At 50.7% G+C, this 22,960-nt stretch carries 22 protein-coding genes; 11 read left to right on the forward strand and 11 right to left on the reverse strand.

Going from position 1 to position 22,960, the window contains the following annotated elements:
• Positions 1-23 precede the first annotated feature (23 nt).
• Both Z042_RS01260 and Z042_RS01265 read right to left on the reverse strand, forming a co-directional pair.
• Positions 24-392 (reverse strand): hypothetical protein, encoded by a 369-nt coding sequence (locus Z042_RS01260; protein WP_024912390.1) that lies wholly within the window; start codon positions 390-392, stop codon positions 24-26.
• Positions 392-748 carry a DUF2778 domain-containing protein gene (locus Z042_RS01265; RefSeq protein WP_024912389.1) on the reverse strand — a complete coding sequence of 119 codons (357 nt, stop codon included), beginning with the start codon at positions 746-748 and terminating at the stop codon, positions 392-394. The genes Z042_RS01260 and Z042_RS01265 overlap by 1 nt, the downstream gene beginning before the upstream one ends.
• 322 nt (positions 749-1,070) lie before the next feature.
• On the opposite strand from Z042_RS01265, the gene Z042_RS01270 reads away from it, so the two are divergent.
• From Z042_RS01270 to Z042_RS26780, 3 genes are all read left to right on the forward strand, one after another.
• On the forward strand, positions 1,071-1,601 hold the full coding sequence (locus tag Z042_RS01270; RefSeq protein ID WP_024912388.1) for a DUF1697 domain-containing protein: 531 nt from the start codon (positions 1,071-1,073) through the stop codon (positions 1,599-1,601).
• A 221-nt stretch (positions 1,602-1,822) separates the two neighbouring features.
• Positions 1,823-2,965, forward strand: coding sequence for a hypothetical protein (locus tag Z042_RS01275; RefSeq protein ID WP_024912387.1), 1,143 nt, complete (start codon positions 1,823-1,825; stop codon positions 2,963-2,965).
• 151 nt (positions 2,966-3,116) lie between these two features.
• The gene (locus tag Z042_RS26780; protein WP_417903514.1) at positions 3,117-3,260 is read left to right on the forward strand and encodes a type 2 periplasmic-binding domain-containing protein; all 144 of its coding nucleotides are present in this window, start codon (positions 3,117-3,119) and stop codon (positions 3,258-3,260) included.
• Positions 3,261-3,515: 255 nt separating this feature from the next.
• Here Z042_RS26780 and Z042_RS01280 read toward each other — a convergent pair whose 3' ends face one another.
• Both Z042_RS01280 and Z042_RS01285 read right to left on the reverse strand, forming a co-directional pair.
• Positions 3,516-4,718, reverse strand: coding sequence for an IS256 family transposase (locus tag Z042_RS01280; protein WP_024914516.1), 1,203 nt, complete (start codon positions 4,716-4,718; stop codon positions 3,516-3,518).
• A gap of 285 nt (positions 4,719-5,003) precedes the next feature.
• On the reverse strand, positions 5,004-5,909 hold the full coding sequence (locus Z042_RS01285; RefSeq protein WP_024914325.1) for an AraC family transcriptional regulator: 906 nt from the start codon (positions 5,907-5,909) through the stop codon (positions 5,004-5,006).
• A 198-nt stretch (positions 5,910-6,107) separates the two neighbouring features.
• Here Z042_RS01285 and Z042_RS01290 point away from each other — a divergent pair, with 198 nt between their 5' ends.
• A complete protein-coding gene (locus Z042_RS01290) occupies positions 6,108-6,581 on the forward strand; it encodes a GyrI-like domain-containing protein (RefSeq protein WP_024914324.1) in 474 nt (157 codons plus the stop codon).
• 305 nt (positions 6,582-6,886) lie between these two features.
• On the opposite strand, the gene Z042_RS01295 is transcribed toward Z042_RS01290, so the two are convergent.
• Positions 6,887-7,327 carry a hypothetical protein gene (locus Z042_RS01295; RefSeq protein WP_037407555.1) on the reverse strand — a complete coding sequence of 147 codons (441 nt, stop codon included), beginning with the start codon at positions 7,325-7,327 and terminating at the stop codon, positions 6,887-6,889.
• A gap of 613 nt (positions 7,328-7,940) precedes the next feature.
• Here Z042_RS01295 and Z042_RS26785 point away from each other — a divergent pair.
• The 6 genes from Z042_RS26785 to Z042_RS01325 all read left to right on the forward strand — a co-directional run bounded on the left by Z042_RS26785 (position 7,941) and on the right by Z042_RS01325 (position 16,228).
• A complete protein-coding gene (locus Z042_RS26785; RefSeq protein ID WP_154667028.1) occupies positions 7,941-8,297 on the forward strand; it encodes a helix-turn-helix domain-containing protein in 357 nt (118 codons plus the stop codon).
• 518 nt (positions 8,298-8,815) lie between these two features.
• A complete protein-coding gene (locus Z042_RS01305) occupies positions 8,816-11,527 on the forward strand; it encodes an AAA domain-containing protein (protein ID WP_024914322.1) in 2,712 nt (903 codons plus the stop codon).
• A 1,022-nt stretch (positions 11,528-12,549) separates the two neighbouring features.
• Positions 12,550-13,623: a DUF262 domain-containing protein gene (locus Z042_RS01310; protein ID WP_024914321.1), complete on the forward strand. Its 1,074-nt coding sequence runs from the start codon at positions 12,550-12,552 to the stop codon at positions 13,621-13,623.
• 1 nt (position 13,624) lies between these two features.
• Positions 13,625-14,359 (forward strand): MAE_28990/MAE_18760 family HEPN-like nuclease, encoded by a 735-nt coding sequence (locus Z042_RS01315; protein ID WP_024914320.1) that lies wholly within the window; start codon positions 13,625-13,627, stop codon positions 14,357-14,359.
• Positions 14,356-15,444 (forward strand): DNA cytosine methyltransferase, encoded by a 1,089-nt coding sequence (locus Z042_RS01320; protein WP_024914319.1) that lies wholly within the window; start codon positions 14,356-14,358, stop codon positions 15,442-15,444. The genes Z042_RS01315 and Z042_RS01320 overlap by 4 nt, the downstream gene beginning before the upstream one ends.
• A gap of 1 nt (position 15,445) precedes the next feature.
• Positions 15,446-16,228: an HNH endonuclease gene (locus Z042_RS01325; protein WP_024914318.1), complete on the forward strand. Its 783-nt coding sequence runs from the start codon at positions 15,446-15,448 to the stop codon at positions 16,226-16,228.
• Positions 16,229-16,494: 266 nt separating this feature from the next.
• Here the strand turns inward: Z042_RS01325 and Z042_RS01330 are convergent, their stop codons facing one another.
• From Z042_RS01330 to Z042_RS01345, 4 genes are all read right to left on the reverse strand, one after another.
• Positions 16,495-16,839 (reverse strand): DUF2645 family protein, encoded by a 345-nt coding sequence (locus tag Z042_RS01330; RefSeq protein WP_024914317.1) that lies wholly within the window; start codon positions 16,837-16,839, stop codon positions 16,495-16,497.
• Positions 16,836-17,558: a hypothetical protein gene (locus tag Z042_RS01335; protein WP_024914316.1), complete on the reverse strand. Its 723-nt coding sequence runs from the start codon at positions 17,556-17,558 to the stop codon at positions 16,836-16,838. The genes Z042_RS01330 and Z042_RS01335 overlap by 4 nt, the downstream gene beginning before the upstream one ends.
• A 14-nt stretch (positions 17,559-17,572) precedes the next feature.
• Positions 17,573-18,052: an Hcp family type VI secretion system effector gene (locus tag Z042_RS01340; RefSeq protein WP_024914315.1), complete on the reverse strand. Its 480-nt coding sequence runs from the start codon at positions 18,050-18,052 to the stop codon at positions 17,573-17,575.
• Between the two features lie 224 nt (positions 18,053-18,276).
• Entirely contained in the window at positions 18,277-18,555 is a 279-nt protein-coding gene (locus Z042_RS01345; protein WP_024914314.1) for a HigA family addiction module antitoxin, read from the reverse strand.
• An 884-nt stretch (positions 18,556-19,439) separates the two neighbouring features.
• On the opposite strand from Z042_RS01345, the gene Z042_RS01350 reads away from it, so the two are divergent.
• Positions 19,440-20,303: a phage integrase N-terminal domain-containing protein gene (locus Z042_RS01350; protein ID WP_024914313.1), complete on the forward strand. Its 864-nt coding sequence runs from the start codon at positions 19,440-19,442 to the stop codon at positions 20,301-20,303.
• Positions 20,304-20,402: 99 nt separating this feature from the next.
• Here Z042_RS01350 and Z042_RS01355 read toward each other — a convergent pair whose 3' ends face one another.
• Both Z042_RS01355 and Z042_RS01360 read right to left on the reverse strand, forming a co-directional pair.
• Positions 20,403-20,777, reverse strand: coding sequence for a hypothetical protein (locus Z042_RS01355; protein WP_024914312.1), 375 nt, complete (start codon positions 20,775-20,777; stop codon positions 20,403-20,405).
• The gene (locus Z042_RS01360) at positions 20,774-22,957 is read right to left on the reverse strand and encodes an RHS repeat-associated core domain-containing protein (protein ID WP_024914311.1); all 2,184 of its coding nucleotides are present in this window, start codon (positions 22,955-22,957) and stop codon (positions 20,774-20,776) included. The genes Z042_RS01355 and Z042_RS01360 overlap by 4 nt, the downstream gene beginning before the upstream one ends.
• Positions 22,958-22,960: the final 3 nt, after the last annotated feature.

Genomic DNA, 22,960 nt, shown 5'->3' on the forward strand with positions numbered 1-22,960 from the left:
GCGCTCAGAATAGTTCCGATTTATTATATTCCCATGTCTATATAGGACGGTTCCGACAAGGAGCATTCTTCCGCTGAGATAATGGAGGAGGCTATAACGGTCATAGGGAGCTTTTTATTGTCTATAAACGGGAGCTGGATTTTTATCGTTTGTGTGTATAGCGGCCCCCATTCGCCCAGCGTAACCGGTTTTTCCTGCTCTTTTATGGCTGTTCTAACCAGTAATGATGCGGTTGCGTTTTTTGGGTCGAGGTCTTTATGTGTTTGAACAAGCTGCTGAATGACTTTTTGTGCGGCCCACGATTCGACGGTGGCGCAGTAATCCAGTGCTTTTGAGGTAGCGGCGCTGATGCCGGGTATCGCTAAGAGGGTAAGGATAAGCAGTTTTTTCATTATTCGACCACCAGTTCACGGTCAGTGGAGTTGATAATGTCCCGACGCACATTCGGGCCAAGGATGATACAGCCTTCTGAGGCGTTGCCCGGATCTCGCAGGCTGTCTCCGTGGATTCTGAACGCATCCCTGCCATACATGTGATTTGCTCTGGAGGGTTCCAGTATGATGGTCATCGGCCCTTTGGAGCTGGTGTATGAACCTATCGTATACTGACCGCGTGGTATCGGCCCCAATCCACGTACCGACTGAGAGGCCGGATTGTTTTTATGCTGCCCTTTTCCGCTGTAGCCACGCGTAACCAGTCTCCCGTTATGGTACAGCTCACCTGTATTTTGGCGATAAACCCATGCCATGTTGTATATCCTTATTTTTGTTAAGATCCAGTCAGGGAATAGAATAGGGTTTTCATGTGGCATGATTGTAATGTTTCCAGCTGTTTTTTCAGGGAGTGTGATCTGTCTCCCATGGGCTTGAAATACGGTTGTTGGGTTTTCTTGAAGGGGTTACGCCAATTTGTTTATACCCCCGTATACCTGCTTCACATACCGCCCTCTTCCATCGCCATGGCCCAGATCCATTGAGGTCAGCGCCAGCGCTTGTATAAAAACATTAACGGCTGCGAGGACTGGATAGGAGATAATGCAGGAATAACAAGATTAAATGAGAACTGAGTCTATGCAGACATTTGTCCTTTTACTTCGCGGTGTGATGCCTACTGGCAGAAACAAGGTGCCAATGGTCGAATTGCGTAAAGCGCTTGACGCGGCGGGTTTTATCAATGTCAGAACTTACATTCAGAGCGGGAATGTTGTTCTGCAATCCAATAATGATGACCCTTGTACGATACAAAAGCAGGTTCATGACATTATTACCCAAGAAATTGGTGCGGATATTTCAGTCATTGCCCGTACACATGAGCAAATAAAGAACATTCTGGCAGGCAATCCATTCTGTCTTGAAGACGCGGCACGTACTTATTTTTCGATGCTGGAATCTTCTCCAACGAAGTCATTAGTCGAGGAGTTAAAAGGCATTATCTTTGCACCAGACATGGTGACAATTATCAACGATACAATCTATACGCTCTATGCCACCAAGCACAGTGATTCGAAATTTAACAACAATTTTTTTGAACGAAGACTCAAGGTGATTGCTACTACAAGGAACTTCAACACATTGTCCCATCTGCTGGAAATGAGTGCTTGAAGAAAGGCATATTGCCTGCATCCTGGCAGCACTACTGCAACTGGGTGCGTCAGTAGGTCATGGCCTGTTTGAGGGTAAGCCACCTTGTTCGGTTGTGAAGGTGTGGATTGGGACATGCGGTATGTGCGCGGGTCGATACCGTTTGATACATATTATGGCTACTATAGCCCCTTTCTATCTATATCTTACTGCCAGCGACAGAATAGGATAACTACGCCTGTATGACTCAGAAAATCGAAGCCACTCTTACTGTTTACCTCAGCTCTCCGACCGCTGACGAATTTATTGAGCTTCAAACCAGTGAGAACCGGCTTCGCGTTCGTTTCGGAGCCATTGGTCACCCCTGCATGGTGCTCCATACATCGTTTTCCAAGCCCGGCCACGCCTCCGAGCAATACCAGCGCCTGCTCGGTAAATGGCATGAGCGTGGCTATACTCAATGCACACCTTCTGTGGCAATCATTGAGGGCAGCGTCGCCGACGAGCTTTTCAGTAACGCACCCGAAACACATCCGCTATTCAAACCCTTCTTCTCAATCAACGGCAGCGATAATTACCGGGGTGGAGTCTGGCGGATAGCTCTGTTTCGCAACGGACTCCACTGGCATGATCATTTCGATGTAGAAAGCATCGCTGAATTCGGCCTCCACGCTGGCCTCATCGTAGATGGTGATGTCGAAGTAGACGGCGTGTTCAGCCAACTTACATACACTTTTCCGGAAATCATTTTGGTCAGCGGCGACGTTCGCGCCTGGAGTTTCGGCCACAAGGACAGCCACATGCGCGTCCTGGGTAACCTGCATGTTCGTAACATCGTCTATGGTGAATATAACGACGGCAGCTTACGGATCGATGGCGATGTCTATGGTAGAGCTTTCATTTCCAGCGACCATGATATGTATGCGGAAGGATGCTGTCACTCAACCGTATGGAACGGTGAAAGTGAGGAACAAGAGTGGGAGCGCCTGTCACCCGAGCTCTTCGAACCCGAAGAGGATGAAGAAGATCGATGCTTTATGATCGACGGAGACGCCATGCGCCTTTTCATGCACGAAGGCCGCGATCCGTTCCGTCCAGGGGCTGTCTCGAATTCACGGCCAGCTCCCCCCTCTTCTTCAACCGTTTCCCCACTCATGCCATCGGTCGAGTCGTTACAGGAAGAACTTACCGTCAAGCCTGCATCATCGTTCATGCAACAGATACAGGACTATGCCAATGCCGGTGATGTTGAAGCAATGACCTGCCTGATCGAAAGCTGGCCCAACCGAGACGATGATTGGCGTATTGCCCTTATCAGTCGACTGAGCGCGCCATCTACTACACCAGAGCAGCGCAAACGTCTGGAAGCACTGATTAAACATTAGATCCGAGCAATCTGAGTTCCACAATCACAGATATCCCACATTACTTCAGGCATTTGAGCAAATTGAACGAGCAACACAGACTTTATGCGACATTAGGGAACGGCAAACCCTCTCTGTCAGCACTGTTGCTACTTTTGCAGCATCATGGTTAGTGCCACGTTTGGGAAAATTTACTCAGCAACACCCAAATATTAAAGTGCGCATTGAAGCAACATCAGACATTGTAGATATACACCGTGGGAGAGCTGAAATAGCGCTACGACATGGTTTGGGGATTTACCCAGGGTTACATTAATCCCCGTCGCGTGCCCCAGCCTCATTGACACTGACTTTATGTTAAGAGAGCCTGAAGATTGCCTGAACTATCCCTTGCTGCATGATGCAGTTCGTGCCGATTGGCCGCTATGGCTTGCTGCACACGATGTTGCCGAAGATCCACATGCTGAACGAGGGACAGCTTTTGAAGATGATTTCTTGTCAATACGCGCAGTTGAGGCAGGCCAAGGGTTAGCGCTGAGAGTGTTCAGAATTCTGTGTCACGTTAAAAATTCTACAGCGTCATCACATTATTCAGCCGCCCTTCAAAATAAATGGCTAACTGCGACAATGTCAAATTCCAGCTCTGAATGGGCATTGTCCATTTTTCCTGTGCATTCATCAGACCCAGATAAAGTAGCTTCAGAAGACTGTTTTCATTGGGGAAAGCACCTTTGGTTTTGGTCAGCTTCCTGAACTGACGGTGTACCGATTCGATGGCATTCGTGGTGTAAATGACCTTACGGATAGTCGCCGGATAGCGGAAGTACGCTGACAGGTTTCCCCACTTGCGACGCCACGACTGGAGCACCACCGGATACTGCTGGCCCCATTTTGCCTCCAACTCATCCAGCGCCGTTTCCGCCGCCTCTTTTGACACCGCACGATACACTGGCTTCAGGTCAGTCATAAAGGCTTTATGGTGCTTCGACGCCACATATTTAATCGAGTTACGTATCTGATGAATAATGCAGAGTTGAACTTCCGTCTGCGGATAAATACTGTTTATTGCTTCTGGGAAGCCGGTCAATCCATCCACACAGGCGATCAGAATATCTTCAACGCCACGGTTTTGCAGGTCGCTTAATACGGTTAACCAGAAGTTTGCACCTTCGCTTTCCGACAGATACAGGCCCAGAATTTCTTTTTTGCCTTCCAGATTCAGCGCCAACACAGTGTAAACGGCTTTGCTCTGGTAACGGCCATCCTCGCGGATTTTATAGTGAATAGCATCCAGCCAGACGAAAGGATAAACCTTCTCCAGCGGGCGCTGCTGCCACTGTTTTAATTCGGGGATGACTTTATCCGTAACAGCGCTGATGGTGGCGGTAGAGACACTGAAAGCATATAAATCTTCAATTTCTCGGCTGATGTCCTGATAGCTCATCCCCAGCGCAAACAGGCGGATGATCTTGCGTTCAATTTCATCGGACAGCGTGGTCTGGTGCTTTTTCACTAACTGAGGCTCAAAAGAGCCATTACGATCACGCGGAGTCGCCAGTTCGAAGCTGCCGGTCGGGGCTTTAATCGTCTTTTTACCGGAACCGTTCTTACGGTTGGCTTCAACATCCAGAGCCAGATGAGAGTTGAGCTCAGCGGCCAGAGCAGCCTCAGTTAACTGTTTGATTAGCGGAGTTAAAACACCATCCTTACCGGTTAATGCCTGACCGGACTGGAGTGCCTTAAGCGCTTTGTCAAAATCGAAGGGTTGGGACATGTGTCATTCCTTTTTGATTGTATCTTACTGGAATGACACAGAATCTCTAACACTCCCTTAGCGCTGTGTGTAAGTATCCCGGTAGTGGAGGCCCGTTGCTTCGGTTGTTTGTCACTCATGATTTGGTTGCCAAGTTTTCACGTTAACATGATACCACTAGAGGACTGAAGGAACATTGTAGCTCTATGTACCTGGAACACCAGAGAACACTATCCACACTATCGAATACATTTTCCCGTTTCTGACCCAAACGGAATAGGATTGCCCACGAAAGGGTTGGGTATTTCACCCCATCAGCAACGGAATAAAAATCCCTGTGCGTAAATCCTGTGGCTCAGTGCTTTGCGGCGAGTTGTAATAGACCTCAAAACCGGGATCGTCATCCGGTTCGCGTCCGCTTTGCGGCAACCATTGCCAATACAGCGAACGATACGCCGGGTGCAGAAGCGAGTACGGGCCATTGACCTCGATCACCGCGTAATCCGAATTGCTGCCGATGACGCGCAGATATATCCGCTTATCCTGCAACAGGTTGCGTACCGCCAGTGTGTTTGCCGTCATTCCCGGCGGCAGCGACAGGCACACTTCCATACGGCATTTATCGACGGGGGTAATGTCCGGGTTGTCATGGCTGACAGCACAGGCGAAGGTATCCACCGTCAGCAACCCCTGCGTCTGCATGGCCGCCATCAGCGTTTCCCAGGCAGGATAACAGTCGTCGTAGGGACCGGTATAACGAAGGGTCGCAACCCACATCGGTGCAAACGACCGGATCTGCACATCAATCGGCGGCACATCCGGTGCCAAGTGGTAAAACAGCGGCTGACCGATGCTGTAGCGACGTGCTTGCTCCAATGGACCATCGTTGCGCCGATATGCCGATGGCAACACCTTAAACTGCGCCCGAAAAGCCCGCGAAAACGCGTCCAGACTGTCATACCCCGCCGCCAGCGCTACTTGTGTGATTGTTACATCTGACAGTGAAAGCTGCATCGCGGCGCGCTCCAAACGCAGGCGACGTACATAGGCCGCCACACTTTCGCCCACCATGGCGCTGAAAATACGATGAAAATGATACGGCGAAAAGCAGGCAACGGCACTGAGGGCCTCCAGATCGGGACTGTCGTCCAGATGGTTTTCAATGTACCTCAGCACCCGGTTCAGGCGTTCCCGGTAAGACGGTGTGTCCATGCTTGCAATCCTGTCACATGACCGTCTCAGAACGATCAAGCAAAAGCGCAAAAAAAGTCGAGTCCATTTTATCCAGATGCTCGACACTGCACCCAGATCGATTCGGTTGGGTTGCCCAGTATGCTGGCTGACCTCTGGCAACATTGCTTCACACTCGATTTTTATCAATAAAGTAAGAAGCTATAAAAGGAAATCTCTATGAGCCAATATCAGATTGCAATCATCGAATGTCCAGCAAAACATCTAAGCGGCATGAAAGTTCGTACCACCATGCATAAAGCGAAACAGGATTGCATGACCTTGTGGCAAAACTTCGCCCCGCGCATGGGCGAGTTGCTTACCGATCACAGCAACTGGCCGCCATGTTATGGCGTTTCAGTCATGCTCAACGCTGAAGATTTTGACTACTGGGCCGTCGTTGAAACCCCAGCTTCCATCTCTGTTCCCGCAGGGATGAGCAACATCAGTCTACCACCAGGACAATACGCAAAATGCACTGTCTCAGAGTTGGAAAAAATCGATGAAGGCTACACATACCTTTACGAAGTCTGGCCGAACAGCCAGAGCGAGTACACCTACGACGAACAGGCTTCCTGCTTCGAATTGTACCCAGCAAACTGGCATCCGGCGCAACCCTTCGATATCTACATGCCACTGAAGAAGAAAGCCTGATCCAAACTGACAGTCCATGTTTTGACAACATGCGACTGTCATTTCAATTCATGCGATCGGATTTTCCTTTCCGTTCCCCCCATTGCCTCGATTTGCATCAACATGTATCCCGTACATATCTCAGAACACAGTGGAAGTTGTTCAACCTGCGCTTGAAACAACTATGCCCATTCTTAATAGTGTAATTCTTCAGCTACGACAGGAAAGTATCCCATATGGCATAATTCCATCTGATATCAGCACCTGTTTGTACCCGTCAGCCCACCACTCTGGTTGCTGGCTATGGGGAAAGAGCAAGGTTTGCTTTATGAATCGCGCCACAGGCCGATGGCTCCAATCAGGAAAGCCAACCCGATGACGAGACAGATACCCGAGGTGACGAACCAGAATGTTTGAGAGTTTTCCGGGAATGCAGACTTGAGTAACGGAAAACCCACTGCCCGGAACAGAAAGATGAGGGCAATGGCAAACAGGGCGTATGGGGTCAGCGGCAATCTGGGCGTGACTCCTGCGCCAGACAACGCATAGGCCGCCCACGATGTGAGAACTATGCCGATGACGAACGCGATGAATGATGGATACCAATGACCACGCTCAGCCATTTTAGCTATCACCTCACCAGCACCGAGAAAGCGAAACGCCGGGGCTCCAATAAAGATGCAGGAGAAATGGAGGGCTGCGGCAACGGCAGTCAATGCCGCTGCAACGCTCAGTGATAATGTAATAATTTTTGGCTCGTTCAGCATTCTTTGAAACCCCCACTGTCCTTAATTGGATAGGCATCCAGTTTCGATAATGTCTGGCAGACTGTATAGAACGGAGACGACACACCATGCTGACGCCTATCCCTGCGCGCCTGTACCTGCCATCCCCTGCGCTGGCAGGTTGCATCCACATGGCCGTGGAGCGCGATACGCGTGGGTTGCAACTGAGCGACGAACAGCGATACAGCTTCTATCCCGCATCCCCCTTGCCCCTGATTTCATGGGTACTTGAAGGGGATCTACGCATTGTGGAAGGCTCACCAGGCAAAGAGGTACGCCGACTTGCCGCTTCATCGCCACGTCTCGGACTCATTGGCCCCTTCCGCAAGCCCGCGGCAAGTTGGGCGCCTGGTGCCGTACATGCTCTTTGGGTCAGCATCTATCCCGATGCGTTGTCACGTCTGTGGAGCATCCGCGCCGAGGACTACATGGATAGGGTCGTGCCACTCGAAGGGCTGGTGCCCGATGCCACCTTTGATGCGCTGGCACGGATTGGCACAGGTGATGAGCCGTCATTTCAGCAAATCGAATCGGCATTGCGCCCACAGTGGTCAAGTTCGCCTGTTGCAGATGCTAGTACCGCCGATCTGCGTGCCTGGATCGCCTCACTACCGCCACGGACTGCGCTCCCCAAAGCTGGCGCAGGGTTGCGGCAAATTCAGCGGCGGATCAAAGATCATGCAGGGCAGAGCCAGCGCGACTTGCAAATTTTCGCCGCGTTGAAGAAGCCTTTGCGCGTTCCAAGATTGGATATGGCGAAGCCAGATCATTGGCCTCGGCCGCTACGGACACGGGATACAGCGATCAATCCCATATGGGGCGGGAAATAAAGCGCATCACAGGACTACCGCCCAAACAGTTTAGTGAACGAATGCGCACTGACGAAGCGTTCTGGATATACCGATTGATCAATGATCATCTTCAGGGCGGAAAAGCCGATGTAGAAGAATGAGATTACGGTCAGCTTCTGGCGCCCGATATCTCTCCCGCCACGGTGCCCTGCGCAAGAATAGGGGTAAGCGCAAAATCCGATTGTTTGTCGTCTGCATGATGATGCTTTGGCAGACTGATCCTGCAACAGCCTCACCGATGGGCTTGGTTCAACAGGCCGCAAGGGGGTTCTGGCGGTGTAGTTGTTAGTGGAATGCTATGGACTGAAATATTTTTTAGTTGTACTGATTTGTGCTTGATCTGGTACTCCTGTTACTCTGTATTCGATCGAATTTGACAGACTGTTGTGTGCCAGCGGACATATAGAATGGAAAACAAATCCGTCTCCTTTTCAGCGTAAAGTCGAACAGCATTCTGTCTTCAAACAAGCGCCGAAAGACTGGCAGATGACCAACTGCATAAACCGGCTATCGGTCCTACACGCAATGATGGCAAGATGATCATTATTAGAGAATTAATGACATCCGATGTTCGCCGTGAGGCACAGCTGAATGCCGTACGTATACAAATAAGGAGTGTATGGTTTCGATCCAGATGGGCGGTGAGGACAAGACCGCGAAGATCAGTGGCTGGACGATTTACTGGAGCGACAAGTACGAAGCCCTGCAACTGACCTGCTACTACCCCTCCAAGAAAACTTACACGCGCCCGCTCAGCGACTGTTGTGTTTCACCCACCCGCGAGTTGGGTGAAATGTTGCTGACCAAACCCGGTAGCACTATCGTCACGCCCATTGCCAAAGCTACGATCTACGGCGAGCGATATGCCGTCGTGCACTATCCGGACGCCAACAAGCCCTATGTTTACAAAATGGACAGCATCGGTTTTGCCGCGCCGACAGCGATGAAGGGCGCGCCAGTCTTTCACTATTTCTCGGCCGTAGCGAATACCCGACAAGAGCACGCCAAGTCGAAGACTGACCGTGAGATCGCCGCCAATGTCGTGCGCCAGTTGGAGAAACTGCCCCCCAGCGCCGACACCGCCTTGCAGGCCTATTGTACGGGGCGTAACGGCACCCTGACGCCGGGCCAGGGACTGATCTATCCGTTCGGGCTAAACGAGAGCCAGTTCGCCGCAGTCGAGCAAGCCTTCCTCGCGCAGGTTAGCGTGATCGAGGGCCCGCCGGGAACTGGCAAGACCCAGACCATCCTCAACATCCTCGCCAATATCCTGCTGCGTGGGCAGACAGTGGCAGTGCTGTCCAACAATAATGCGGCGGTGGAGAACGTCTACGAGAAACTGGAGAAATGCGGCCTGGGCCACCTGATAGCCAAACTAGGCAACCAGGACAACCGCAAGGACTTCTTCGCGGACCTGCCGCCTTGGCCATCGAGCGAGCCCAACCCAGCTCCAACGCTGGACGAGATTCAAGCCTTGCTAGCCCGCTTGAGGCAGCACTTGCACGACCACAATCGGGCAGCGCAACTGCAGGTCGAGCTCAATGAGCTAACCATCGAGCGGCGCTATTTGCAGCAGTGGCAGACCGACAGCGGCATACAGGCTGACAATTCGCTGGACAGGTACGGACTGTCTCCACGCAAAACCGCGGACCTGATGGCCTACCTGGCCTATCTAGGTGAACAGCGCATCCGCCTCAAGGATCGCATCGAGCTGCTGTTCAACTTCAGGATTTTCCGCACCAAGCCATTCGGCCAAGGCGATGCGCGCCTTTCTATCTTTTACGCCCTGCAGATGCACTATTACAACAAGGCGTTGCAAGACACGGAAGTAGAGTTGCAGGCGTGCCGCGAATCACTGGCACGCGGAAATTTCACAGCCTTGCTAGATGAATTGAAAACGGCATCGATGCGTCATCTGAAGCAGCAGTTACAACGCCAAGCACCGCCGTCGAACAGCTTCGATGCCAAGACGTATCGTCAACAGTTCGACGCCTTCGTTCAGCGCTTTCCCATCCTAGGCAGCGGCACGCACTCCATCGTCAATTCGATTGCGCCGGGAGCTATCCTCGACTACGTGATCATCGACGAGGCCTCGCAGCAGGACATCGTGCCGGGCATTTTAGCGCTGGGTTGCGCGAGGAATCTGATCGTCGTCGGTGACAACCGCCAGTTAGCGCACATTCCCGTAGCACTGGGCCTGCAGGCACCCACCGAGGCCTACGATTGCGAGCGCTACAGCCTGCTTGATTCGTGCATCAGTGTGTTCAAGGATGCGCTGCCGAGAACTTTGCTGAAAGAACATTACCGCTGCCATCCCAGAATCATCCAATTTTGCAACCAGCAGTACTACGACAACGCGCTGGTGCCCATGACGGAGGACAAGGGCGAAGCTCCACTGCGCCTGGTAGTGACCGCCAAAGGCAACCATACCCGCCAGAACACCAACCTGCGAGAGTTGGACTCTTTGCTCAAACTACTCGACGACGAGGGCGAACCGGTCGCGCTGGACGACGACGGTCGCGGTTTCATTGCACCGTTTCGGGCACAGGTCAACCTTTCCGGCAAGCATCTGCCAGCGGATTTCGTCAGGGACACCGTGCACAAGTTCCAGGGCCGAGAGTGCGACGAGATCGTTTTCTCCACCGTCTTGGACAAGAAGCGCTACAACCAAGAGCATACACGCCTGGATTTCGTCGATGACCCACGCATGATCAACGTAGCGGTGTCGCGGGCCAAGCACCGTTTCACCCTGGTGACGGGCGACGACGTGTTCACTGGCAACAACGGCCACATCGCAGCCCTGATGCGCTATGTTACTTACTACGCGCAGGAGGAGCAGATCGTGCGTGCTCCCGTAGTATCGGCATTTGACTTGCTGTATCGAGAGTTTGACCTATCTCTGGCGCGCTTGGACGCCCGCTTGCGGCGTGAAGATTCACGCTACAAGTCCGAACAGATAGTGGCGCAACTGCTGCGCGAGGCGCTGTCCGCTCCGGAGTGCCAGTCGTTGATGTATCACGCACAGATCAAGCTGGATCAGATCGCATCACCGAGTAACCCGGATTGGACAGACCGCGAACGGGCCTTCATGGCGCGCGCCAGTTGCGATTTCGTGATCTATTTCAAGGTAGGCAAAATCCCGGTGGGAGTGATTGAGGTCGATGGCGGCTCTCACGACCGGCCCGACCAGGCGGTGCGGGACGCCTTAAAGAATGGCATCCTAGCGAAAAGTAGCATTCCCATTCTGCGCCTGCGTACGGTCGAGAGCCGTATCACGGAAAGAATCGGCAATTTTATCGCCCAGTGGGCCAACCCGACGCCTGGCGTATAAGGCGATATCTGTCCAGACCCGGCCAAAAGCGATTATGGAGGGTGGGCCGCTGGGGTTGATGTTGAGATACAGGCCATCCCCGCCTTTGAAGGTGTAGGGTTTATGGGCGGCTTTGGCACGGCGAATGGTTAAGTCAGTCAGGTGAACCATTGCAGGTTCCTCATTGTTTGTTCCGGTTGTAGGTCGAGGTGACGAGGAACAGGAAACAGAGAAACAGGAGCGAAAAGCCCGTGCAGCCTGCTAATGAGGAAAAGTGTCCGATGGACTTACTGAGCAAACGTAATGGACTTATTTGTACCGGATTGGGGGATTTCTCCATGTCGCTGCATGGAAGCCACCAAGCAAATTTACGCTTTTATTTCAGTGAGTTGTGGTGCTCAAAGGCACGCACTGGAAGAAGAATTGGAGCGGGAAACGAGACGTCAATCTGTTCGCTAACCGGTTGATAACGGTTGCTTTCTCGTTTCTGCACTTGTGGGTGCGGACTGGATTGTGGACTGGTCTGGTGGCGTATGCAAGTGGTTTTGTGTTTTGCGGCGTTCGAGTGCGCATTTTTTGGTCTTTACACTATGCCGCCTAGCTTATTTTGATCATTTTATCAGCAATAAATCCTGAGTGCTGCTTTTCGCTTTCCTTTGGGAGCACTAAATCTTACAGCTTGTTCTGTATGTTCAAATAACCGCTAACGGTTCTCATATGTAATCTGGGGATTTAACACCACAACAGAGGTGTTCCAAGTGCATTTTGTTCAAGCCTATCGTAGTATCATGTTAACGTGAAAACTTGTTATCAGAATTTAATGCTATGAATGAAACACAACCAAAACGACGAGCATCAACTACAGGTACTCTTGTAGGAACAAGGTTTCAAGCTCCTTTACTTGATGCAATTGACTCATGGCGCAAAACGCAGGACGATCTTCCAACGCGGCCAGAAGCTGTAAGGAGATTAGTCAAACTGGGTATGGCATTGAGGCAATCTACGGTACAGTTGCAGCGTCATAAAAAAATCAGATAAAAATTATGAAAACTTTGAAAGAACGCCCTCCCAAGAGTGAAAACGAAATTGCTTCGGCAGAAGAACAGATCGTTACTTTGTCGAAACGAATAGAGTTTTATCTGACCGAGTATTCAGTAGAACTCCTCGCAAGTAAAATGCGGAAAGGAGAATTTGTTGTTCCATCGTATCAACGTGCTTACACATGGGAGCCAGAACGAAAGTCACGCTTCATTGAATCCTTAGTGCTGGGGCTACCAATCCCATTCCTGTTCTTCTGGGAAATGCCAGATGGAAAGTTGGAGATTGTGGACGGGTCTCAACGTCTTCGTTCGATTGAGGAGTTCGTGCTGGGAGACCTATGTCTTGGTGAACTAGATGGTTTAACGGCACTGTCAGGTTTCACATTCTTGGATTTACCAGAATCTAGGCAACGTAAGATTAACAATCGATCAATCCGTGGCATTGTCCTAAACGAACATGCTGACGAACAAGCACGTTTTGATATGTTCGAAAGAATTAACACCGGTAGCAAAATCGCGAATAAAGCTGAAGTACGTCGTGGGGCACTCGCAGGGCCGTTTATGGACCTTATTGTAGAGTTAGCCGTTATACCAACATTTGAATCCCTTGCCCCTGTTTCCAAAAAAGAATTGGACGAACGTGAACGTGAGGAGCTTGTCGCACGGTTCTTCGCATACAGTGATGGCCTCGAAGGATACAGAGATCGCCCTTCAGAGTTCATTTTTAATTATGTAAAAAAAATGAACATTCGTCTTGTAGATGAACCTGCTTTACTCGATCAATATCGAACACAGTTCATAGAAACAGTAAATTTTATTGAACGTGTATTTCCGTATGGATTCAGACGCAAAGAGAAGGGTAAAGCGACCCCAAGAGCGCGCTTTGAGGCTATTGCTATTGGCTCTCGCCTAGCTTTAAATGAACGCCCAACTCTTGTCAATGAACCTATCACGGATGTCCTACCTTGGCTCATAAGTGCAGATTTCATTCGTGTTACAGGTTCAGACGGTGCGAATGCAATTGCTCGCCTTAGAGAACGTACAGGGTTTGTACGCGATAAGCTATTGGGTATGTAATATGAATGTGCTTATCCAAGGCTTCCAAGAGAGACTCGCTGAAGTAGATGCTTATCTAGCTTTTCTTTCCGATATGGAACTACGAGCCCAACATGGTCCTCCACGACTTGATGGAGTAGAGCACCCTATCAGTGCTCAACAGCAGCGAATTCTTTACTCAAGTGTATATCTGCAGTTATACAACTTGGTTGAATCTACTATGACGCGTTGTATTGAGGCGGTTACTGAGGCAGCTAAGGAAGGTAATCGCTGGAAACCTAGCGATCTAAGTGAATCACTTCGACGTGAGTGGGTTCGAACGATAGCCCGTACCCATGAAGATTTGAATGCGGATAATCGATTACATAATGCATTTCTTCTTTGTGATCACTTGGTTGCTTCATTGCCTGTAGCAGAATTTAATATTGAAAAAGGCGGGGGGGGTAATTGGGATGATCAAGCTATCGAAGCGATAAGTAAACGTTTAGGTTTTGAGTTAGTCGTAAGTCAGTCTGTTTACAGTGACATCAAACGTCGATTCCAGGATGATTTGGGACCACTTTCGCTTGTGAAGCAACTACGGAATCGACTTGCACATGGTTCCATTTCATTTGCACAATGCGCTGAAGATGTGACAGTAGCGCGCTTACTTGAGCTAAAGGAAAAAACAGTCGCCTATCTGCATGAAGTTGTGGCTTGTTTTAATGCGTATATCGAAGGTTTCGAATACCTGCATCCAGACCGGAGACCTGCATGACTAATAAATCAGGCATGTCTTACAAACATACTCCAAAAATCGTAGGTGTGGATTTGTTCTGTGGTGTTGGAGGGCTTACGCATGGTTTAGTACGTGGAGGTATTGATATCACCGCAGGATTCGATGTTGATCCAAGTTGCAAATATCCCTTCGAAGCTAATAATGCTGCAACCTTTATAGAGCGTGACGTGGCAAATTTAACCGCAGAGGAGATTAAACCTTACTTTGCTGATGCAGATATCACACTTTTAGCTGGCTGTGCGCCATGCCAACCATTTTCTACTTACAGCCGGAGCAGACGAAATAGTGAGTATGAGTCGCAATGGCCTTTAGTGTCTGCTTTCGGGGATTTAGTTAAAAAACTAAAACCTGACCTCGTTACTATGGAAAATGTACCACAGCTTGCTGAACACCAAGTTTTTGAGCAATTTCTGAAGAGTTTGTCAGGTTATAAAAAATGGTGGGCTATTATTGAATGTACATCAATAGGAGTGCCTCAGACACGAAAGCGGCTTGTATTACTAGCATCAAGGCTGGGTGGTAAAGCATTAAAATTAGTGAGGGAGACAACACAGACAATTACAGTTCGACAGGTAATAGGTGAATTGCCAGCTATTCAGGCTGGTGAAGCACATCCTAGCGATAAGTTACATATGGCTCCTTCACTCAGTGAATTAAATCTGTCTAGAATTAGAGCTTCTCGCCCAGGCGGAACGTGGCGAGATTGGCCGTCTGAATTGCAGGCTGCCTGTCACCAGAGGGCAACTGGTGCAACATACCCAAGTGTTTATGGCCGTATGGAATGGGATAGTCCTGGTCCAACCATTACTACACAATGTTTTGGTTACGGTAATGGTCGTTTTGGACATCCAGAACAAGATCGTGCAATATCGCTTCGGGAGGCTGCTATGCTGCAAACATTTCCAGCAACGTACAAATTCGCCCCCCCTGATACTCCTATCAGATTTAATAAAATGGGACGTCTTATTGGAAATGCTGTTCCTGTGCGGTTAGGTGAAGTAATCGCTCAATCTCTCGTTGCTCATGTCCGGGCAAATGATACTACCTTGGTGAAAGGAGGCTAACTTGGCAGGACCATCTGAAAAAACCATCAAGCGATTATTTGCTATGTCTGGGAATACCTGCGCATTTCCTGGGTGCCAGTTACCCATTGTTGAGAGTGCAGGCGTTATTACTGGCGAAATTTGTCACATTCGAGCGCAAAGTGAGAGAGGGCCACGATTTGACAAGAATCAAACAGAGGACGAACGGCACAGCTTTGAAAATCTTGTGCTACTTTGTCGACACCATCATAAGATCGTAGATTCTCAACCAGATGTATATTCTGTAGAGGCATTACAGGAAATTAAGGTGATTCGCGAAAGAATGGTAGGACGCCCTGAACAGGCGACGGATGGTTTTTACGCAAAAATACTTATTAATGATTTGCGACGTATAGAGATAAGCAATAATAGTGGAAATATTGTAATAGATAGTCCTGGGGCAGTTGTAGCACAAACTGTTACAGTTAAAACAACCAAAAAGACGGTGAAAGTTAATGCACCACCAGGGACGATCGGTGCTGAGCAAGAAGCAAGTAGATACATTCAGTATTTGATTGCTCGTTATAATGAGTTTGCTGGTGCCGATAAGACGCGGAAAACAAAATTTAGCTATGGCGCAATTTCAAGAACTATTACAACCAACTACGGAGCACAATGGAGCCTTTTATCTATAGATAAATTTAATGAAGTATCGAGTTACTTACAACAGCGAATTAGTCAGACACGAATTGCAAAATTTAATGCATCTAAAGGACACCGCTCGTTTTCCAGTTATACAGAGTTTACTGCCAAACATAAGATATAAAACACAACTTACTGACAAACAGCGATGGTGCCATTATTATCTATCTGATTTGCACTTAGGCCATATTGAAAAATAAATTTGAGTTAGGCAAAACAGTCAGATTGATTACTAATCAATCGAACATAAATGAAAATTAGTCACATCTCTTCGTGTGACACACACTACCACTATGCATCTACTGTGACCTGAGCTGCCCGGCTGTGAGTCACCCGTCAAGGTGAGTTGCAGACGGGCAGCCGACAAGGCCACAGGCCGCGTCAGGGTTTTCATGGGAAGGCAGCACACGCACTGTACTGCCCCCAGAACGACCACCACCAGTAGATAATGACCACAGTCAGCCCGAAGCCGTAGAGGATCGCCTTGAAGAGATCTCTGAAGATAATGTCCCGGATCAGGGCAATCAGAAGTGGGGTTCCCAGGAAAAAAAGGAACAACGGCGCGGTGATGTCCCGCGTGTCGTCCGGGTCTCGGGGAATGCTGCACACGCTGTCGCCGGGTTCCCGCATCCAGTCATACTCACCAATGTTAAAGACCTGCATGCACGCATAAACGAGGATGAAGTATCCCCCGAGGGAAAGGATTTCGACCAGTCTTTTTCGATCTATTTTCACCAGTTTATTTCCAGCAGTCTTTTGATGTGGGGGCGAATGGACAGCAGGCGCTCACCGTAGGAGATGTAGTCGAATTCATCGGAACCGCGTAGCGGCTTCATATGAATGAAACGAACAAAGTCGCTGAGTTTTCTTTCTATGCCCCGGTTGTAGCGTATCCCGGCCATTTTGTACTGTATTTCTGTCAGGTGAAGGGTGGCGGCATCCGGATGGTCGTAGAGGATCATGTCTCTGAGGTGTTGTGCAACCAGGCGCAGGTTGAATCCGTCTTCCAGCAGACAGGTGGCGAGTTCTAGCTGGTCGCGTGTGGTCAGTGTGCCTGGATCGAGTCCGAGCGTTCTGGCAGCAACTCGGATTTGCATGGCAACGGAGCCGACGGAGGTATGGTCTGCCGGGGTGACATTTTTCATGAAGCTGAACTGTTCGCGCCAGTTCATGGTCAGGGGTTTGTATTCTTCCGGTTTACCCCCCACTTCAATCCAGGCAACACCGCCCAGCAGTTCAGGCGGTATGCCGAAGGCGTTGGCCGATTCGATGATGAGTTGTCTGTTGTACTGGACATAGGCATCTTTGTAGGTGTTTGAGTAGTATTCTCCGCTTTTGCGCTCCGGGTTGTTTCGGGTCAGTTTCCAGTACATCACGTCAATCTCGTCCCATTTTCTGAATTTGATCCGGGTGATGTCACAGAACTGGTTTCGGGCAACGATGGTATTTCGCATTGACTTCCCTCCTCTTAGTACACGCGCTCGTCCCAGATGCTGTAGCCGCCGGTTCCAGCGATGTGGTGTTTCCAGTCGATGCTTTTGTAGCCAACGGAGAGCATTTCTTCGGGCTGGTTGTCCGCGTGGGTCAGGGCATGCGGGTAGGATACGGTGATGTTGGTCAGGGTCGCACCGGTGAGTTTGATGGAGTAGTATTTTTCCTGTGTGCCGGTCTGGCTGGTGCGGTAGAAGTCAAACAGGAGTTCGAGTTCTTCGTTATTGGTGATGGCGATGCCAAGAAGTGGGGAGGATTTGTCGATGGGTTTGCAGAATTTGACCGGGTGATGGCTGGTGTGCTGGCTGCGGCTGATGGCGTGATCAAACTGGAGGACAAAGGTCTGGTCTTTGTGTCCGCTCTGGTATTTGTTGCCGATGGAGTCGAGGGTGCAGCATCCGGCGGAAATCAGTCCCTGTTTTTTGCCGGTGATGGTCACGTAGATGTTGTTTGCCATGTCAGTCTTGTCCTTTAGTTTTTTTCCCCGAAAGGCCCTTCCTTGCCGGGGGGGTCGGTACAGATCAATTCGACTGGTGGTAAAACGGGAAAAGGTAGTGCAAGGGCGGTCGCCAGGGTGTTATGAATTATTTTTTCTGGCGCAAGGATTGGTCTTTTTATGTCCCGGATTCTAGGAAAGTCTTCGGGAGAATTCAATGGAAAGATGAGGATTGTTTATGCGATTTAAATGAGTCGCGTAATTGACGGATGTTCGCGCTGTCTGGCCTGCCACAGATCGTATGCCCCCTGCTCCGCCAGATACTGGCGTGCCTGCCCCAGCCCCGCCAATTCCAGCCGCACCGCCAGATCCGCGCTGATCACCGCCCGACCATTCAGCACCGTCGACAACTGCCCCCGTGAATAGCTCAGATGTGCCGCCAGTGCGGTAATGCTCAGCCCGAGTGCAGGCAGCACATCGAGACGCAGCGCCTCGCCCGGATGCGGGGGATTGTGCATTGGCATAGCTGACCTCCTGCGGCAAAAAGATAAGTAAAACAAACACCAGACCGTAAGGCAATACCTTACGCTGCGCCAGACTATCGATCAACCGAAAGATTGCGCCAACCCTTCCAGCCGAATGCTGAAACAGACTGAATCAACCGTTCTTTGCTGCTGCAATCGTACCCACGACCATTAAGGGCTGTCACTGCCCCCCGCAGTGACAGCCCTTACACCTGTAGCAACAATACGGACTTGCACACGAACCTATTGGGTGTTGTGTGCGTGATGATGGTATGGCAGACTGATAACCGTACTAACCTGCCGGTGGGTCATCACCGGAATCAATGGCGCAGGACCGTAAAGCGCCTCTTTGCAGCATTCCCCGCTGTGAAGGCCGTACCCTGCGGTGGTCCATGCCCAGGACACGTCCCGGCTCCTTCAAGACGTGTCGCCCCTAACCATGGGGTGGAGCCTTTTTATCTTTGGCGGTGGGTTACGCCATGCGTTATACCTCTGGTGCCATCCGTGCCGGTCTTTCTTCCCGTTCTGTCGTCGTTGCCGCATGCGTTCTGGTGCGGTTGTCGTGTGTCTGCGTTTTTTGGTTTTTATCGCTTTTATCGTTGTAGTCATTCATCGAATTGTTTATTCATCCAATCATTTACTCAGGAGGTACTTATCCCCGCGATCCGCGTTCTTGTCTTTGTTCTGGTCTTTGTTGTTCTTCTACCGAGTGGTTGCCCACAGGCGGCCCGGTAGAACGCCTTATTTGAGGCAATAGGCTTTTCTGAGGCCTGGCCCTTGCCCTTCGGGGATCCTGCTCCGGCAGGCTGGCATTCACACTTACCAGTGGTTTGCTCAGAACGATTTAAGACGGAATTCAAAGAAGCGATACAGGAGTGTAGAAGATGGATGATTTGACGTTTACGCTGCGCCAGTTGTGTCTGCGCAACCGCGACGGGGGGTATGGGACACAGGGGGACCGGTTACGGGGGCTGACGCTGTTGGCTCGCCAGTTAAAAGCGGCGGGATTTAGACAGATGAAAGCCTCTTCCTTGAAGGGGAAACATGTTGAGGCACTGTTGCAGCGCTGGCAGGCGGAAGGGCTGTCGATTGGGACAATCAAGAACCGGCTCTCCTATCTGCGATGGTGGGCGGAGAAGATCGGGAAGGCGGGATTACTGCCAAAGGATAATGCGCAACTGGGGATCCCACAGCGCCAGTATGTGACCAACCAGAATAAAGCCGTTCACCCCGGTGAAACACTGGCAAAAGTCACTGACCCACATGTTCAGATGAGTCTGAAGCTGCAGCAGGCATTCGGGCTGCGGCGGGAGGAGTCGATCAAGTTTCAGCCGGGGTATGCAGACCGGGGTGACTTTATTCAGTTGAAAGGGTCATGGACGAAGGGAGGACGGCCCAGGACGATTCCGCTGACGACTCAGGAACAGCGCCAGACACTGAATGAGGCGCACCAGTTGGCGGGTAAGGGGTCGCTGATCCCGGCGCATAAAAGCTATATCCAGCAGCGCGATAAGTATGACGGGCAGTGCCAGTCGCTGGGGCTGAATCGTATGCATGGGTTGCGGCATTTGTATGCCCAGCAGCGCTATGAAGTGCTGACGGGGTGGAAGGCTCCGGTGGTGGGTGGGCACTCATCCAAAGCGCTGACACGGGAACAGAAGACGATTGACCGGCTGGCGCGTCAGGCGATCAGTTCAGAGCTGGGCCATGGGCGGACGCAGATTACGGCGGTGTATTTGGGGCGGTAGAGTCTGCAAGAACTTAAATTCATAGCTCACAAGTAGTCAGTAAGCCTTTATCTACCAAAGTAGCAGATAAAATGATATGTCTGAACAGACCTTAGGTTATTACTCAATGTAATTTATGTATATTTCTTCCCCAGAGGCTAACTGATAAAGGGCTTGATCGTTTTCAACTTCAAATTCTGAATAAGTTATTTCCGTACCACTTATAGGTTGATCTTCATCTTGGTTCAATGGGTATGGGTTACTAATCGATATTATTTTTCTTATCCCTGCAAAAATTCTTTTTGCAGGGATACCATCAATTGTTAGATTATCATCCAACTCAGCCTGAGCTTGACCTATTTTCGTAGCAGCAGAATGAGCTTCATGTGAAGAGGGTGCCTCAATTAAAATGACATTTTCATACACGGAGATGGGCTGTCCGGTCGCATTTTGGGGCTTCATTCCAATGATGATATGTGCGGCAAACCATGTCATGAGCAATCCTCATTAGTCGTTGAATTTTTACGGCACCCAAGAGCTTTTTGTGCTGTCTTTATTTTTTCACGGATAACTGAATTCTTGGCTGCATCATATTGTTGCCTTAACCAAGCACAGGGATCTGGCTCTAATCTTGCCTCACGCGACCATTCATTGTCTTTATTTTGTTTTCCTCCCTTCGCCATATCAACCGGTTCAGGGGTAGACATCGGCCCCCCATCGGATTCAGTGTTTCCGGGAATAATAGTATCTCCCCATGACGGCGGTTTAAGCGCATCAATGGTGTTGTTTATCGCATTAACTAAAACGCCGGCTGTTACGATAGCCAAGCTGGCACAGGCAGGATTGGCTGCGCAAGCCGCAACAGCGACAGGTATAGCCTGTCCGGTTGGGTCAGTATACGAAAGCGGGTTCCCACTTACGTAGGCATACGTATTCATCCCACCCTGAAGCCCAATCGGATCAGACTGGATATACCGCCCTCTGCGTGGATCATAATCCCGGAAGTAGTTGTAAAAGAGATCGGTTTCTGCGTCGTAATACTGCCCTGGGAATCTAAGGTTGAACTCAAACTCTCCCAGTCCTTCCGGGTTGGTATTTGGCGGAGTGTCGCCAAATGGCCCGTAGCCCCAGGTCCATCGTACTCTGTTGCTGGTGTCGCTGACCCTTCTGGGCGTGCCCTGATGATCGGTCTCGATGACGTAGAGCTGGCTTGTTGCACCGTTGTAGACTTTCATGGCAACCGGGGTATTACCCAGCCAGGCGTATTCGGCAATCGGTGCGCCGGTGGTGGCGTTGTATTCCCCGATCAGTCGTCCACCAAGGTCATAGTTGAAGTAGCGTGCCGTGCTGGCATTACGCTTGTAATAGCGTTGCCCGAGTCCGTTGTGTTCATACTGGATGTTGCCCGGCATGACTTTCTGCAGGCGGCCTGTGCCGTCATAGGTGTATTGAAACTGTCCGTCACTGATGAGGTTGCCAGCGGCATTCCAGGTGAGCTGCTGGGCGTCAATGTGGGTCAGGCGGTTGGTGTTCGGGGCATAGGTGTACGGGGTGTAGATGCCGTTCAGGGTCTGCCCGGTACGGTTGCCGTTGGCGTCATAGGTGTAGGTCAGTGTTGTGGCGGGTGTGGTGTAGCCCGTCAGACGGCCTGCGGCATCGTAGTTATGGAGTCGTGTCGCACGGTTATCCTTGAGGGTGGTAATGCGCCCTGCCCCATCATGGATGAGTTCGACCGTATCATTGCCAAGGGTATAGGCAACAATCTGTCCTGCGGTGTTGGTGGCGCGGATGCTGTCAATGCCGTTGGCAAGGGTCCAGGCGTTGGGTGGCCCGAAAGGTTCATATTCGATGTTGGCGGCAACGGGTACCCTGTCCCAGATGAGATCGGTGAGTTTGCCGTGAGCGTTGTAGGTGTACTGGAGCACCGCACCGGAAGGATACGTGAGTCCGGTGGTCTGTCCGGTGGCGGGGTTTTGCTGCCATTCGGTGGTGAAGTTTTTGACGATCCGGTTGGCATCGAGGCTGACGCGCTGGCGCTGGATTTGTCCGTCAGGAAAGTAGTCGTAGATAATTGCGCTGCGTCCCCAGAAAGGGGCTTCATTGCGGAAGGTGTTGATCTGAACCAGGCGACCCAGTCCATACGTGACGGTATTCTCTGCATTAAGCGGCTTGTCCCAGCCATACAGGATCTGGTTATGGAGTAATCCATTGGGACGACGCCAGGTCTCTTCTGCCAGACGCCCTCCAGCATCATAGGTGTAATCGGTTTTGTAGCCGCGTGAATCCAGCCGGGTGAGCAGTTTGCCGCCAGGGGTGTAGGTATAGGTGGTGGTGCCGCGATCGGGGCTGGTTTCAGACAGTATCCGATCGAATCCGTCGTAGACGTAAGTTGTGGACGCCCCATTCGGTGCGGTGATGCTTATCGGATTTCCCCGACGGTCACGGGTGATCAGGGTGGCAGCGTTTGCGCCATCGGTCTGGGTGGTGAGGTTGCCGAGCCGGTCCCACTGGTAGCGGTCTGACTGGTTGAGGCCATTAATCTGGCGTGTGACCTGCCCTTCGGCATCGTATTCATGGGTGGTGGTGACAGGCGGGTTGGCGGCAATCTGGGCGGTTGCAACGCTGTTCAGGGCCGCCAAAGCGGTCAGGAGACTGAGGATGAGTGTTTTTTTCATGAT

Source organism: Chania multitudinisentens RB-25, from assembly GCF_000520015.2.
GTDB classification, from domain to species: Bacteria; Pseudomonadota; Gammaproteobacteria; order Enterobacterales; family Enterobacteriaceae; genus Chania; species Chania multitudinisentens.